Source organism: Streptomyces sp. DH10 (assembly GCF_029813805.1).
GTDB classification, from domain to species: Bacteria; Actinomycetota; Actinomycetes; order Streptomycetales; family Streptomycetaceae; genus Streptomyces; species Streptomyces coeruleofuscus.
Window position 1 is genome coordinate 600,736 of the sequence record NZ_JARVKU010000002.1, and the last position, 14,501, is coordinate 615,236.

At 71.5% G+C, this 14,501-nt stretch carries 15 protein-coding genes; 6 read left to right on the forward strand and 9 right to left on the reverse strand.

What is annotated here, in order from left to right; translation table 11 throughout:
* Positions 1 to 44 precede the first annotated feature (44 nt).
* The 3 genes from QC385_RS06390 to QC385_RS06400 all read right to left on the reverse strand — a co-directional run bounded on the left by QC385_RS06390 (position 45) and on the right by QC385_RS06400 (position 3,486).
* On the reverse strand, positions 45 to 827 hold the full coding sequence (locus QC385_RS06390; RefSeq protein WP_279540272.1) for a hypothetical protein: 783 nt from the start codon (positions 825 to 827) through the stop codon (positions 45 to 47).
* 273 nt (positions 828 to 1,100) lie between these two features.
* A complete protein-coding gene (locus QC385_RS06395) occupies positions 1,101 to 2,318 on the reverse strand; it encodes an acetyl-CoA C-acetyltransferase (protein ID WP_279540273.1) in 1,218 nt (405 codons plus the stop codon).
* A 142-nt stretch (positions 2,319 to 2,460) separates the two neighbouring features.
* A complete protein-coding gene (locus QC385_RS06400; RefSeq protein ID WP_279540274.1) occupies positions 2,461 to 3,486 on the reverse strand; it encodes an SGNH/GDSL hydrolase family protein in 1,026 nt (341 codons plus the stop codon).
* A 157-nt stretch (positions 3,487 to 3,643) separates the two neighbouring features.
* On the opposite strand from QC385_RS06400, the gene QC385_RS06405 reads away from it, so the two are divergent.
* Both QC385_RS06405 and QC385_RS06410 read left to right on the forward strand, forming a co-directional pair.
* Complete coding sequence (locus tag QC385_RS06405) at positions 3,644 to 5,032, forward strand: cystathionine beta-synthase (RefSeq protein WP_279540275.1); 1,389 nt, start codon at positions 3,644 to 3,646, stop codon at positions 5,030 to 5,032.
* 365 nt (positions 5,033 to 5,397) lie between these two features.
* Positions 5,398 to 5,538: a hypothetical protein gene (locus tag QC385_RS06410; protein WP_279540276.1), complete on the forward strand. Its 141-nt coding sequence runs from the start codon at positions 5,398 to 5,400 to the stop codon at positions 5,536 to 5,538.
* 33 nt (positions 5,539 to 5,571) lie between these two features.
* Here the strand turns inward: QC385_RS06410 and QC385_RS06415 are convergent, their stop codons facing one another.
* Complete coding sequence (locus QC385_RS06415; protein WP_279540364.1) at positions 5,572 to 5,994, reverse strand: hypothetical protein; 423 nt, start codon at positions 5,992 to 5,994, stop codon at positions 5,572 to 5,574.
* Between the two features lie 331 nt (positions 5,995 to 6,325).
* On the opposite strand from QC385_RS06415, the gene QC385_RS06420 reads away from it, so the two are divergent.
* Entirely contained in the window at positions 6,326 to 7,768 is a 1,443-nt protein-coding gene (locus QC385_RS06420; RefSeq protein ID WP_279540277.1) for an MFS transporter, read from the forward strand.
* 22 nt (positions 7,769 to 7,790) lie between these two features.
* A complete protein-coding gene (locus tag QC385_RS06425) occupies positions 7,791 to 7,943 on the forward strand; it encodes a hypothetical protein (RefSeq protein ID WP_279540278.1) in 153 nt (50 codons plus the stop codon).
* On the opposite strand, the gene QC385_RS06430 is transcribed toward QC385_RS06425, so the two are convergent.
* Together QC385_RS06430 and QC385_RS06435 are read right to left on the reverse strand one after the other, a co-directional pair.
* Positions 7,933 to 8,916 carry a M56 family metallopeptidase gene (locus tag QC385_RS06430; protein WP_279540279.1) on the reverse strand — a complete coding sequence of 328 codons (984 nt, stop codon included), beginning with the start codon at positions 8,914 to 8,916 and terminating at the stop codon, positions 7,933 to 7,935. The two genes, QC385_RS06425 and QC385_RS06430, sit on opposite strands and share 11 nt — an antisense overlap.
* Entirely contained in the window at positions 8,913 to 9,305 is a 393-nt protein-coding gene (locus tag QC385_RS06435; RefSeq protein ID WP_279540280.1) for a BlaI/MecI/CopY family transcriptional regulator, read from the reverse strand. The genes QC385_RS06430 and QC385_RS06435 overlap by 4 nt, the downstream gene beginning before the upstream one ends.
* Before the next feature lie 113 nt (positions 9,306 to 9,418).
* Between QC385_RS06435 and QC385_RS06440 the strand changes: the two genes are divergently transcribed.
* Entirely contained in the window at positions 9,419 to 9,592 is a 174-nt protein-coding gene (locus QC385_RS06440) for a hypothetical protein (RefSeq protein ID WP_279540281.1), read from the forward strand.
* A 49-nt stretch (positions 9,593 to 9,641) separates the two neighbouring features.
* On the opposite strand, the gene QC385_RS06445 is transcribed toward QC385_RS06440, so the two are convergent.
* From QC385_RS06445 to QC385_RS06455, 3 genes are all read right to left on the reverse strand, one after another.
* Positions 9,642 to 9,923 (reverse strand): metal-sensitive transcriptional regulator, encoded by a 282-nt coding sequence (locus tag QC385_RS06445; protein WP_279540282.1) that lies wholly within the window; start codon positions 9,921 to 9,923, stop codon positions 9,642 to 9,644.
* 31 nt (positions 9,924 to 9,954) lie between these two features.
* Entirely contained in the window at positions 9,955 to 12,228 is a 2,274-nt protein-coding gene (locus tag QC385_RS06450; RefSeq protein WP_279540283.1) for a heavy metal translocating P-type ATPase, read from the reverse strand.
* A gap of 172 nt (positions 12,229 to 12,400) precedes the next feature.
* The gene (locus QC385_RS06455) at positions 12,401 to 12,673 is read right to left on the reverse strand and encodes a heavy-metal-associated domain-containing protein (RefSeq protein ID WP_279540284.1); all 273 of its coding nucleotides are present in this window, start codon (positions 12,671 to 12,673) and stop codon (positions 12,401 to 12,403) included.
* Positions 12,674 to 12,847: 174 nt separating this feature from the next.
* Between QC385_RS06455 and QC385_RS06460 the strand changes: the two genes are divergently transcribed.
* Positions 12,848 to 13,843, forward strand: coding sequence for a hypothetical protein (locus tag QC385_RS06460; protein ID WP_279540285.1), 996 nt, complete (start codon positions 12,848 to 12,850; stop codon positions 13,841 to 13,843).
* Positions 13,844 to 14,501 lie beyond the last annotated feature (658 nt).

Consider the following 14,501-nt stretch of genomic DNA (forward strand, 5'->3'; position numbering starts at 1 on the left):
CGTGGCTGGTCGCGCAGTTCCCCGCGCCCCTTCGGGGCGCTTCCCTAAAGGGACGCGATGACCCTGTCGGCCAGGATGTACACGTTCTCCTCGCCGCACTCGAACGTCAGGGTGTACGCGCCAGAGATGCCGGAGCCGCCCAGGAGGACCGGGGTTTGGCCCGCGCGCAGGGCCGCGGCGAGGTGCTCCGCCGTCTCCCGGTGACCCGGGGTCATGCACAGGGTCGTGCCGTCGGCGAAGACGTAGACGTCGAGGGTGCCCAGGGGGCCGGGGCGGACGTCCGTCAGTTCCACGCGCGAGGCGGCCAGCTCCTCCAGCGTCGCGACCGTGCGCTCGTGGTCGTTCGCCACCGGCGACTGCGTCGGCACGAAGTCAGGGTGGGAGGGGTGACGGCGGCGGGCCGCGGCCAGCTCCGGGGACTCGGCGGCCGGCTCCTCGGTGTCCGCGCCGGGTTCGGACACCGGCTCCAGACCCGCGAAATCGGCCTGCCGGGGCAGGAACAGGTCAGTGTCGGGCAGACCCAGCAGGGGCGGCGCGTCGGAGGCGTCACGGGCCTCCTGGGCGGCCCAGAACGCCCGCGCCTCGGCGAGCTCACGCTCGCGTTCCTCCGCGAGCGCCGCCGCCACGGCGGCCCGTATCTCGTCGGTGTCGGCATGCGTGCGGGCGGCGGGCAGCAGTGCACGAGTGGTGGCGGCGCGGTTCTCGGCCAGCGCCTTGTGCAGGGCCGCGACCTGTCGGCGCAACTGCAGCACGGTGCGCAGGACGGCGACACCCACGGCGCCTGTGGCGGCCGTGGTGACCAGCAACGCGATCGGCATGGCGCTCACTGACGTACTCCCGGTTCAAAGTCGACCCCCGACTTCCTACATCAGCTTGAAGGGCGGACTAACCAGCTGTCAGTGCGTAATGTCACGAAACGGACAGGGCTTCGGTGCCGGGGGCGTGGGTGGGGCTGCTGTGACCTGGCCTTCTCTCCGCGTAGAGGGAGATAGGTCACATCCTGGGGGAGATTGGATCACAAAACAGCCCAGAACCCCGGGGTTTCCGGGGTTCTGGGACGGGGCCTCACAGCACGTGCTATGACGGCTACGGTGCGGTGCTCAGCTGAGGCGCTCGATGACCATGGCCATGCCCTGGCCGCCGCCGACGCACATCGTCTCCAGGCCGAACTGCTTGTCGTGGAACTGGAGGGAGTTGATGAGCGTGGTGGTGATGCGGGCGCCGGTCATGCCGAAGGGGTGGCCGACGGCGATGGCGCCGCCGTTGACGTTCAGCTTCTCCAGCGGGATGCCCAGGTCGCGGTAGGAGGGGATCACCTGGGCGGCGAACGCCTCGTTGATCTCGACCAGGTCGATGTCGCCGATGGACAGTCCGGCCCGCTTCAGGGCCTGGTTGCTCGCCTCGACCGGACCGAGGCCCATGATCTCGGGCGAGAGGCCGGAGACGCCGGTCGACACGATGCGGGCGAGCGGGGTGAGGCCCAGCTCGCGGGCCTTGGTGTCGGACATGATCACGAGCGCGGCGGCGCCGTCGTTCAGCGGGCAGCAGTTGGCGGCCGTGACCATGCCGTCGGGGCGGAAGACCGGCTTGAGGCCCTGGACGCCCTCCAGCGTGACCCCGGCGCGGGGGCCGTCGTCCTTGGAGACGACCGTGCCGTCGGGGAGGGTCACCGGGGTGATCTCGCGCTCCCAGAAGCCGTTCTTGAGGGCCTCTTCGGCGAGGTTCTGCGAGCGGACGCCGAACTCGTCCATGTCCTGGCGGGTGACGCCCTTGGCGCGGGCCAGGTTCTCGGCGGTCTGGCCCATCGCGATGTACGGGTCGGGCAGCAGGCCGTCCTCGCGCGGGTCGTGCCAGGTGGAGCCCTCGGACTGGGCGGTCGCGGCGGTGCGGGCCTCGGCCTCGGCGAAGAGCGGGTTGTGGGTGCCGGGCATGTCCGAGCTGCCGTTGGCGTACCGGGAGACCATCTCGACGCCGGCCGAGATGAAGACGTCGCCCTCGCCGGCCTTGATGGCGTGCAGGGCCATGCGGGAGGTCTGGAGGGAGGAGGAACAGTACCGGGTGACGGTGCAGCCCGGCAGGTGGTCCATCCCCATCTGCACGGCGACGATGCGGCCGAGGTTGTGGCCCTGCTCGCCGCCGGGCAGGCCGCAGCCGAGCATCAGGTCGTCGATGTCCTTCGGGTCCAGCTCGGGGACCTTGGCCAGGGCGGCCTGGACGATCGTGGCGGTGAGGTCGTCCGGGCGGAGGTCCTTGAGGGAGCCCTTGACGGCGCGGCCGATGGGGGAGCGGGCGGCTGAGACGATCACGGCTTCGGGCATCACGGCTCCATTGACGTACCGGGTGGTCTGGCTGGGCTGTCTGGGAAGTTACCCGTACGTATGGCCTGGGTCACGGGTGTGGCGGTGTGACCCTGACCGCAGTTTTCTAAGCGCTTGCTTTTTCGGCCTCCCGGGGCCTTCGTCAGTTCGACGGTGCGGCGGGAGCCGGTTCCTGCTCGGGTACCCGCCGGCGCCTGCGGCGCTTCAGCAGCGCCCACGGCCCCCTCGGGCCGCTCGGCATGGCGGCCGTGACCTCCGTACCCGCCTCCGACGCGGCCTCCGCCGCCGCCCGGGCGACCGGCAGGAACCCCTCGCGGCGGGAGGCGTCAGGGCGCTCCTCCTCGGCCGGCCACAGGCCGAGACAGGCGCAGACGGTCGGCAGGACCGCCATCGCCGCCGTCGCGTAGCCCTCGGCGGAGGGGTGGTAGCTGTCCGGGCCGAACAGCTCGCGCGGGTTCGCGGCGAACTCGGGGCCGAGCAGGTCGCCCAGGGACACGGTGCGGCCGCCCTGTTCGACGACTCCGATCGTCTGGGCGGCCGCCAGCTGGCGCGAGGCCCGTCGGGCCAGCCAGCGCAAGGGTTGCCGGACCGGCTCGATCGTGCCCAGGTCGGGGCAGGTGCCGACCACGACCTCGGCACCTGCCGTGCGCAGCCGCCGTACCGCCGAGGACAGGTGGCGGACCGAGCGGGTCGGGGGCATGCGGTGGGTGACGTCGTTCGCGCCGACCATGATCACGCAGATGTCCGGCACGGGATCGGGGTCGGCCAGCACCAGGGCCACCTGACGGTCCAGGTCGTCCGAGCGGGCCCCGGGCATGGCCGCCGTGCGCAGCTCGACCGGGCGTTCCGCCAGCGCCGCCAGGCCCGAGGCCAGCAGCGCCCCCGGGGTCTGACCGGCCCGGTGCACACCCTGGCCGGCGGCCGTGGAGTCGCCCAGCATCGTCAGCCGCAGCGGCACCTCACCGGGGACGTCGTACGTACGGCCGTACCGGCCGTCGGCGTTCGGCACATGGGGCGACATGCCGTTGCCCACCCGGCGCCGCGCCAGATGCACCTCCGCCAGCACCAGCCCGGCGGCTGCCGCCCCGGCCAGCCCGATGCCGCCACCGCCGTACGCCGCACCCGCCGCGATCCGCCGGGCCACCCGCGCCCTCGACATGCTCGTCATGCGTCGCCGCCACCTCCTCGAACCCGTACACCCAGTGCTTGCCCCGTACAGACCGTCGCCCAATCTCAACAGCGAGTGAACGACCGTCATGGATGACCGGCAGGCCATAGGCTGGCGGCACCAACCAAGACCATTTCTGCGGCAACCGGAGACAACGGTGCAGTTCCACGACTCGATGATCAGTCTCGTCGGCAACACCCCGCTGGTGAGGCTCAACAGCGTGACCCAGGGCATCAGGGCGACCGTCCTGGCCAAGGTGGAGTACTTCAACCCCGGCGGCTCCGTGAAGGACCGCATCGCCTTGCGCATGATCGAGGCGGCCGAGGAGAGCGGCGCGCTCAAGCCGGGCGGCACGATCGTCGAGCCGACCAGCGGGAACACCGGCGTGGGTCTCGCCATCGTGGCGCAGCAAAAGGGGTACAAGTGCATCTTCGTGTGCCCCGACAAGGTGAGCACCGACAAGATCAACGTGCTGCGCGCGTACGGCGCCGAGGTCGTCGTCTGCCCGACCGCCGTGGACCCCGAGCACCCGGACTCCTACTACAACGTCTCCGACCGGCTGGTCCGTGAGACGCCCGGGGCCTGGAAGCCCGACCAGTACTCCAACCCGAACAACCCCCTCTCCCACTACCACTCCACCGGCCCCGAGCTGTGGGAGCAGACGGAGGGGCGGATCACCCACTTCGTGACGGGTGTGGGCACCGGCGGCACCATCTCCGGGACCGGCCGCTACCTGAAGGAGGCCAGCGACGGCAAGGTGAAGGTCATCGGCGCCGACCCCGAGGGGTCCGTCTACTCCGGCGGGTCCGGGCGGCCGTACCTCGTCGAGGGCGTCGGTGAGGACTTCTGGCCCACCGCCTACGACCGCACCGTCGCGGACGAGATCGTCGCCGTGTCCGACAAGGACTCCTTCCAGATGACCCGTCGCCTGGCCAAGGAGGAGGGCCTGCTGGTCGGCGGCTCCTGCGGCATGGCGGTCGTCGCCGCGCTGGAGGTCGCCGAGCGGCTCGGCCCGGACGACGTCGTCGTGGTGCTGCTGCCGGACAGCGGCCGCGGCTACCTCAGCAAGATCTTCAACGACGAGTGGATGGCCGACTACGGCTTCCTGGAGGACGCGGGGCCGAGCGCCCGCGTCGGCGACGTGCTCGCCGACAAGGAGGGCGACCGCATGCCCTCCCTCGTCCACATGCACCCGGAGGAGACCGTCGGCCAGGCCATCGACGTGCTGCGCGAGTACGGCGTCTCGCAGATGCCGGTCGTCAAGCCGGGCGCGGGCCACCCCGACGTGATGGCGGCCGAGGTCGTCGGCTCGGTCGTGGAGCGCGAGCTGCTGGACGCGCTGTTCAGCAAGAGCGCCTCGCTGGAGGACCCGCTGGAGAAGCACATGTCCGCCCCGCTGCCTCAGGTCGGCTCCGGCGAGCCCGTCGCCGACCTGATGGCCGTCCTCGGCAAGGCGGACGCGGCGATCGTCCTCGTCGAGGGCAAGCCGACCGGTGTGGTCAGCCGGCAGGACCTGCTGTCCTTCCTCGCCCGCTCCGCGAAGTGACGGCGAACGGCCGGTGAACCACCCGTGAACCGGGTGCACTTGCCGTTCGCCCGCGATCTTCGTGGACTTCGCGGAAGTGGTACGAGCGCGACACGTTCGCGCAGCACCCGCTTAACACGAGTCCTGCACATTGGTGGTGTCGGCAGGGCGGGAGCGGCTCCCCGCCCCGGCCGGCGCCGTTGACGTCAAGGACCTCCGGAGCGGCTCCCGGACCTCCACCGGCGTCACAGACGCGCAAGCCAGGCCTGACCAGGCCCGCGTCTTACGCGGGGACCGCCGTCGTCCCGCCCCCCGTCAAGGGGGTGCGGCGGTCCCCGCGCACATCTTCCTTCCGGTGCCCGTGGGCACCGGGTTGTCGGCGGCGGGTGTTCCTCGCCGACGCGACCGCCCTGGCCGACCCGGAGCGACAGGTGAGGGCGGGGATCGTGGCGTACGCGCCGCAGCCGGGCTCGAAGACGGCGGAACGCCTGGCCCTGCTGGGGAGTTGGACCTCAGCCGTCCCCTGAGCGACACACCGGGCTTGAACAGCGTGTGCCCGCTCAGTCCTCCCAGTCGCTGTTCCGGGACTGGCGGCGGCCGCCGAACAGGCCCGGGTTGGCGCGAGCGGCCTGTACGACGTTGACGCCGACGATGCCCGCCCAGGCGGCGAGGAGGCCGGGCAGTTGGGCCAGGCTCCCGCCGATCGCGGACAGCGGCACCGCCAGGACCAGGGAGACGATCCCGAAGCCGAAGCGTTCGCCCCAGGAGTCCGTGCCCCCCGGCGACCTGGAGTCCCGGGCCGTCTGCATCTGCTGCTCGGCGAGCTGCCGGCGCACCCGGCGCTCCACCACGCCGTCGATCCGCTGGTCGACCTTCTCCAGGAACGAGTCGACCAGCGCGGACTCGTAATCCTCGCCCAGTTCCCTGCGCGCGTGCAGAGTGGCGTCGAGTTCCTTCTGCAGGTCGGTGTCCCGCGCGTCCATTCCGGTCATGCCACTCACGGTAGGAAGCCGGGGCGCCGGCCACACTGGGGATAGCCCCCCTCTCCGGGCGGGGGCCTGCCGGGCGCGAGGCTGACCGGCCGCCCAGGGACCGGGCGGCACACGCCGCCTTCCGCGTCTTCGTTTCCCGGCCCTGACGTCTTCCGTCCCCTGACGGCCACCCTGCCGCTGCCGCCTGGGCCCGTAGCCGTGGCTGCGGGTCCCGACGGGTCGTATTCGGAGTCCCCCTTCACCCTCTTACATACCCCCCTCGGGTATGTTACGGTCCCACTCAAGGTACCCCCCAGGGGTATGTCAGAGAAGGGATGAACCCATGTCTGCCGTCAATCCCCGGCGCTGGTGGGCACTGGTGGTGCTCGCCGCCGCTCAGTTCATGGTCATCATGGACACGTCGATCATCGGGGTGGCGCTCCCCGAGATGCAGAAGGACCTCGGCTTCTCGCAGGGTGAGTTGCAGTGGGTCTTCAACGCCTACGTCATCGCCTTCGGCGGGCTGCTGCTGCTCGGCGGCCGCCTCTCCGACCTGCTCGGTGCCCGCAAGGTCTTCAACACCGGCTGGGTCGTGCTGATCGCCGGCTCGGTCGTCGCGGCCGCCGCGCAGACGGCGTGGGTGGAGGTCGCCGGCCGTGCCGTTCAGGGCGTGGGCGGCGCGCTGATCGCACCGTCGGCCATGACGCTGCTGATGATGCTCTTCGCGCACGACCCGAAGGAGCTCGGCAAGGCCATGGCGCTCTACGGCGCCGCCGCGCCCGCGGGCGGCACGGCCGGCGTGTTCCTCGGCGGGGTGTTCACCGAGTGGCTGAGCTGGCCGTGGATCTTCATCATCTACGTCCCGATCGGCGTCGCCACCCTCGCCGCCACCAAGCTCCTGCCCGCCGTCGTCGGCCGTCGCGGTTCCGTCGACGCGCTCGGAGCCGCCGCGGTCACCGCCGGCCTGGCGCTCGCGGTCTTCGCCATCGTCCGCGCGCCGGAGGTCGGCTGGACCTCCACCGGGACCGTGCTGCAGCTGGCCGGTGCCGCCGCGCTGCTCGTGCTGTTCTTCGTGATCCAGAAGACCGTGCGCGAGCCGCTGATGCCGCTCGGCATCTGGCGCGTCCAGCGGCTCGGCTCGGCCAACCTCGCGATGACTCTGCTCGGCGCCGCGTGGATCCCGATGTGGTACTTCCTCAACCTGTACCTCCAGCAGGTCCTCGGCTACGGGGCGTTCGCCTCCGGTGCCGCGCTGCTGCCGATGACCGGGCTGCTGATGATCTTCATGACGGCGATCACTGCCAGGCTGATGGCCAAGGTCGGCGCCAAGCCGATGATCGGCGGTGGTCTGCTGGTCCTCGCCGCCGGACTGCTGTGGCTGTCCGCCGTCGAGCCCACCGGCACCTTCGTGGTCGACGTCCTGCCTGCCTCGCTGGTCGCCGCGCTCGGCATGTCGCTCGCCTACATCCCGGCGATGATGGCCGCCATGTCCGGGGCTCCGCAGGAGCAGGCGGGCCTGGCGTCCGGCATCGTCAACACCACCTACCAGGTGGGCTCCGCACTGGGTCTCGCGGCGCTGACCGCGGTGGCCACGTCGCAGGGCGCCGGCCAACTGGGCAACCTGCCCGCGCTGACGGACGGCTTCAGTGCCGCGTTCATCTGGGCCGCCGCCATCGCCGCCGTGGGCGGGCTGGTCACCCTGCTGGTGATGCGCGGCGACAAGGCGGCTGCCGCACCGCAGGCCGACGCCGCCCCCGCGGCGCGGGGTGAGCGGGCCGGCGTCTAGCGGCCGGCCGGTCAGTGGGCAGGTGGAGCAGTCGTACAACGCCGCCGTCCACCAGGCGTATCGCGGCGGCGAGCAGCCGGGATACGGCCGGCGCCTCGGCAAAGGCGGCGGATCGCACTTCGACCGCGTGCATCAGGTCTGCACCTTCCCCCAGGGCGCCTCGGTCAATCGGTGATACCCGGAACGGAACAGCAGGCCAGGACGAGCGGAGTCAGGGCCGCCGCCGCGCTGAGGGCCACGAACACCGTCCGCAGGGCCGGAGAGTACGTGTCCTGCGGTGTGAGGATGCGGCGCATGCGCAACACCGCCGACGGTCCGCCCGCCGCGAAGGCCATGTGGGGCGCCTGACCGGATGCCACCGCGTACAGGGCGGTGGCGAGTGCGTCCCGCGAACACCGGCGCAACGCCCGGTCGTCGGCTGCCATCTCCAGCAGCAGCGCCACCTCGGTGCGGGCGAGCCGGGCCAAGGGCAGTCCACGGAAAATGACACCGAAGGCCCCGGCCACGGCCACCAGCAGATGGTGGCGGCCGGCGATGTGCGCCCGCTCGTGTTCCAGCACCGCCGTCACCTGCTGTCCGGTCAGGACCTCAAGTGCTCCCGAACTGACCACGACTTGAGACCCGCGACCCGGCAGGCAGTACACGGCCGGGGTGTCATGCTCCAGCACCGTGGCACGCAACTCCGGTCGCCTGCTGCCGACGAGGCGCAGCAGTTCGGCGTGCCGCACCCGCAGACGTCTCGCGCTCAGGAGTTCACGTGCGAAGGTGACGGCGAAGGCGGCGGGCATGGCGGCCGCCGCGACCAGGGCCGCCCACACGCGGGCGTCCAGGCCTGCCGGGCCGTCCGGGAGGAGAGGCCCGCAATCCGCGCCGCCGGAGGCGATGCAGGCCTCGGTGAAGCGGGAGAAGCGGTGGCTGCCTGCTGTCGGAAGCAGTAGTTGCAGGGCCGCCAGGGACACGGAAGCGATGAGGGACAGCCCGAGCAGGGTCCACACCGTGAGAGCCAGCCGGGGCGTCCGGTGCGCCCAGTGGCTGCGGGCGAGCGCCCTCGGCAGCAGCACCCCGACCACCAGGGCGACGGTCAGGGGCGGCAGCACATGATGAGCGGGAACGAGCAATCCGCTCGAGTAGCCGATGAGTTCGGTCACGAGGGTGCTCCCGGCTCCTCGGCGCTGCCGGGAACGCGGCCCATCGCGCGCAGTGCGGCGGCCAGAGCGGACACGTCCTCCGGCGACATGTGCTCCACGAATCGCTGAAGCGCGGCCTGGCGGTCCTCGGTGTTGCCGAGTGCGTCCTGCATGAGGGCGGCGGTGAATTCCTCACGGCTGCGCTCGGGTTCGTACAGCCAGGCGCGCCCGGCCTTCTCGCGGCGGAGCAGGCCCTTGCGGTGGAGGATGTCCGCGACCGTCATCACGGTCGTGTAGGCGACCGGACGCATGCGATTGATGTCGTCGACGATCTCCCGGACCGTGGCAGGCCGGCCCCAGCGCCAGAGCCGGTCCATGATTTCGGCTTCGAGGTCACCCAGCCGTCGCACCCGTCCCCCTCCTCTTCCCCGTCACCGAGGTGCCTCTCATCGTATGGCACCCCTCTTCACCGCAGGATGGTCACACAGGCGTCACGCATACGGGTAGGGGGTATGTTGCCCTCATGTTCTCACTCAGCAGGGAAATCGCCGTCGGAGCCCCGAACAGCCCGTGCGCGAAGGTCTGCGGAACGGACCTGGGCGGTGCCGAGTTGGTGCTGCTGCGCCAGGTGCTCGGCCTGTGTCTGCGCCTCAGCCTCCGGCTGAGTGCCGACTGCCCCGCGGGCAAGGGAGCCTGAGCAGCCCCGGGCCCGGGCGGTGGAACCGCCCGGGCCCGGAACCTGGAGGTCACGCCCGTACGAGCCGGGCGATTGCCTTGGACGCCTCGTTGACCTTGGTCCTGGCCTGCTCGCCGCCCTCCACGATGGCCTCCGTGACGCAGCAGTTGAGGTGCTCGTCCAGCAGGGCCAGCGCGCAGGACTGGAGCGCGGCGTTGGTGGCGGCGACCTGGGTCAGGACGTCGATGCAGTAGGTCTCCTCCTCGACCATGCGCTGCAAGCCCCTCACCTGGCCCTCGATCCGGCGGAGCCGTCGCAGGACGACGTCCCGGTGGGTCTGCTCTCCGGCCACGGTGGCCTCCTTCCCGTCCTGGTCGGCCGCTTCAGCGGTCGGCGGGCTGGAAGCCGCGCAGCCGCAGGCTGTTGCCGACCACGAAGACCGAGGAGAAGGCCATGGCCGCTCCGGCGATCATCGGGTTGAGCAGGCCGGCGGCGGCGAGCGGCAGCGCGGCGACGTTGTAGGCGAAGGCCCAGAAGAGGTTGGACTTGATGGTGCCCAGCGTCTTGCGGGACAGGCGGATGGCGTCCGCCGCGGCCCTCAGGTCGCCCCGCACGAGCGTCAGGTCTCCCGCCTCGATCGCGGCGTCCGTACCCGTTCCCATCGCCAGGCCCAGGTCGGCCTGAGCCAGCGCGGCCGCGTCGTTGACACCGTCACCGACCATCGCGACCGAACGGCCCTCGCCCTGGAGGCGCTTGACGACGTCGACCTTGTCCTGCGGCATGACCTCGGCGATCACGTGCTCGGGGGCGATGCCCACCTCCGCGGCGACCGCCTCGGCGACCGCCTTGTTGTCACCGGTCAGCAGGATGGGCGTCAGGCCCAGGGCGCGCAGCCGCTCGATGGCCTCCGGGCTGGTCTCCTTGATGGCGTCGGCGACCTCCAGGACCGCGCGGGCCTCGCCGTCCCAGGCGACCGCGATGGCGGTACGCCCGGCCGTCTCGGCCTCGGCCTTGGCGCGCCGCAGCTCCTCCGGCAGGGACATGGCCCACTCGTCCAGCAGCTTCTCGCGTCCGACCAGGACCGCGTGGCGTTCGACGATGCCCTGGACGCCGAGGCCGGCGATGTTGGCGAAGTCCTCGGGAGCGGGGAGCGTGCCGACGCGGGCGGCGGCGCCGGAGGCGACGGCCTGGGCGATGGGGTGCTCGGAGGAGTGCTCCAGGGCGCCGGCGAGGCGCAGGACGTCGTCCTCGTCGGTGCCGTCGGCGGTGTGCACGGCGAGCAGGGTCATCCTGCCGGTGGTGACGGTGCCGGTCTTGTCCAGGACGATGGTGTCGACCTTGCGCGTCGTCTCCAGGACCTCCGGGCCCTTGATGAGGATGCCGAGCTGGGCGCCACGCCCCGTTCCCACCATGAGGGCGGTCGGCGTGGCCAGGCCCAGGGCGCACGGGCAGGCGATGATCAGGACGGCGACCGCGGCGGTGAAGGCGGCGGTCAGTCCGGCGCCGTTGCCGAGCCAGAAGCCCAGGGTGCCGAGCGCCAGGGCGATCACGACCGGGACGAAGACCGCGGAGATCCTGTCGGCCAGCCGCTGCGCGGCGGCCTTGCCGTTCTGCGCGTCCTCCACCAGCTTGGCCATGCGGGCGAGCTGGGTGTCGGCACCGACGCGGGTGGCCTCGACGACCAGACGGCCGCCGGCGTTCAGTGTGGCACCGGTGACGGCGTCCCCGGTGCCGACCTCCACGGGTACGGACTCGCCGGTGAGCATGGAGGCGTCCACGGCGGACGACCCCTCGACGACCACACCGTCGGTGGCGATCTTCTCACCGGGCCGCACCAGGAACCGGTCGCCGACCTTCAGCTCGCCGACGGGAATGAGCTCTTCCCGGCCACCGCGCACCACCGTGACTTCCTTGGCGCCGAGCTCCAGCAGGGCCTTCAGCGCCGCCCCGGCCTTCCGCTTGGAACGCGCCTCGAAGTAGCGCCCGGCCAGGATGAAGGCGGTGACACCGGCCGCGGCCTCCAGGTAGATGTTCCCGGCGCCGTCGGTGCGGGCGATGGTGAGTTCGAAGGGGTGGGTCATGCCGGGCGTGCCGGCCGTGCCGAAGAACAGCGCCCACAGGGACCACAGGAACGCCGCCGAGGTACCGACGGAGATCAGCGTGTCCATCGTGGCGGCGCCGTGCCTGGCGTTCGTCCAGGCCGCCTTGTGGAAGGGCCAGGCGGCGTACGTCACCACGGGCGCCGCCAGCGTGAGCGAGAGCCACTGCCAGTACTCGAACTGCAGCGCCGGAACCATGGCCATCGCGATCACGGGGACGGCGAGCGCCACGGCGGCGGTCAGCCGCTGGCGCAGCGGCCGCAGCTCGTCGCTCTCCTCCTGGGCCGAGCCCTCACCGGACGCCGAGTCGTCGGGGCGGGCCGTCTCGGGCCGGGGCTCCCGCGCGGTGTAGCCGGTGGCCTCGACCGTCGCGATCAGGTCCGAGACGGTCACGTCCTCGCGGAAGGTGACCTTCGCCTTCTCGGTGGCGTAGTTGACGGTGGCCTCGACCCCGTCCAGGCGGTTGAGCTTCTTCTCGATCCGGGCGGCGCACGAGGCGCAGGTCATGCCGCCGATGGCGAGTTCGACCTCGGCGGCGCCGGGCGTGGTGGTGGTCATGTCTGCTCCTCGGAGCTCACGGACGCGATGCGCGAAAGAAGGGTGTGCGAAGGAAGAGGTACGCGAGGGGGTGCGAAGAAGAGGTACGCGAGGTGGTGCGCAAGAAGAGGTGCGCGAGGGGACAGAGGGAACGGGGGCCGCGAGGATCCGCGGCCCCCGCCCGGCTCGTGGGTCAGGCGGCCACGCGGCCGGCGAAGTCGTATCCGGCCTCGTCGACGGTCTTCGCGATCAGCGTGTCGAGCGCCTCGTCGGGCTCGGCCGCGGTCGTCACCCTGACCAGACCGGTGCCGATCTCGACCTCGACCGCGGTGACCTCGTCCAGGCCGCCCACCGCCTTGGCGACGACGCCCTGGCAGTGCGCGCTGCCCACGCCGCCGACCTTGTAGGTGGTCTTGATCTCCGCCGTGGTGTGGCAGCTTCCGTCGGGGGTGCAGCAGTTCGACACGGGTCCTCCGCAACTAGTAGTTCATACCCCTAGGGGGTATCTGCGACGGCTCCATGTATACCCCCCGCCCGTATGTGATGGCAAGGGTTGCCCGGCACTTGACTTGGTACCCCCGGGGGGTATGTTGAAGGTATCGGTCGCATGCACGAGCGGCCCGGAGAGTAGGAGTGGGTCATGAACACCGGACTGCGGATCACCGTCTTCGCCGCCGCGCTCGCCGCGACGTTCGGCGCCGCCTACGGCGTGGGTGGCGCGGCCGGCCCGATCTCACCCGAGCCGAAGAGCGGTACGCACAGTGACGGCGAGGGCCACGCGTCCGCCGGGCAGGAGGAGAAGACGGCCGGGCACCACGAGGCGCAGGGCGGCGGTCACGAAGCCGCACCGCCAGGCGGCCTCGAGATCTCCAGGGGCGGCTACACGCTCGACCTGAAGACCCCGCGCGTCGAGGCGGGCGAGAAGGCCGACCTGCGCTTCGCCGTCGTCCAGGACGGGACCGGACGCAAGGTCACGGCGTACCAGCGCGAGCACGGCAAGGAGCTGCACCTGATCGTCGCCTCACGTGACCTGACCGTCTACCGCCACCTGCACCCCGCCCGGGCCGCGGACGGCACCTGGTCGACGCCCGTGGACCTGCCCGAGGCCGGCGGCTACCGCGTCTTCGCCGACTTCAAGCCGAAGGGCGGCCAAGCGCTCACCCTCGGTGCCGACCTCGCCGCGTCCGGGCCGTACGAGCCCCGCGAGCTGCCCGGGCGCAACACCTCGGCGAAGGTCGACGGCTACGACGTGAAGCTGCGAGGCGCTCTGACCCCCGGCAAGGCCGGCGAGCTCACGCTGACGGTGGCGAAGGACGGCAAGCCGGTCCGCGACCTCCAGCCCTACCTGGGCGCTTACGGCCACCTTGTCGCCCTGCGCTCCGGCGACCTCGCCTACCTGCACGTCCACCCCAACGGCGAGCCCGGCGACGGCAGGACGAAGCCCGGCCCCGAGGTCTCGTTCACCGCGACGGCGCCGAGCGCCGGCGCGTACCGCCTGTTCCTCGACTTCCAGCACGAGGGCAAGGTCCGTACCGCGGCCTTCACGGTGCACGCGGGCGGTGCGGCGGACGAGTCCGAGCAGCCCTCGCGGACCCGGTCCGCCGAGGAAGAGGAAGAGACCGGGCACACACACTGAGGTGCGCGGGACTGTGGGCGACCACGGCCGACGAGCCGCTAGGATCACGGCATGGTTACGGCTTGGTCGCCCTGGCGCAGCGTCAGGACCCGTTCCGATACGGGTCCGTTGCTGCGCGTGCTGGCCTTGGCCGTGCTCCTGTTCGGTGTCCTCGTCACGCACGGCGTGCACGGGGAGAGTGCTCAGGGGCACCTCTCCGCCGGCGCGACGGTTCCCGCCGCTCCGGCGGCCGACGGAGTCCGCCACACAGCCGTCGAGCCCGCGCCGCCGTTCGCCGCGGAAAACGACGGTCATCATGGCGGCCATGGGCCGTCACATCCCGGCGAGCACTGCGTGTCCGGGCAGCCTCAGCAGGGTCCAGCCCTGACATCTCCCTGCTCCACAGCGGCGGTTCGCGCATCGTTCCGTTCCTATGACACCTCGACCGTTCGAGGGCCGGCCATAGGTGGCCCCGTGGACGGGGCGTCTCCCGTGGCTCTGAGAGCAGCCTCCGTAGTGCAGCAGGTCTAGGGGTACGGAGTTCTTCCGACCGGCTCGTCGAAGCCGTCCTGCCCCCACCCATGTCTACGCCTCACTCCGTCCTCGCCGGAGGCGTGGCAGCAGCACGGAGGACCTGTGCCGACACCCTTCCGTACGCTCACGCATGCCCCATGGGCCC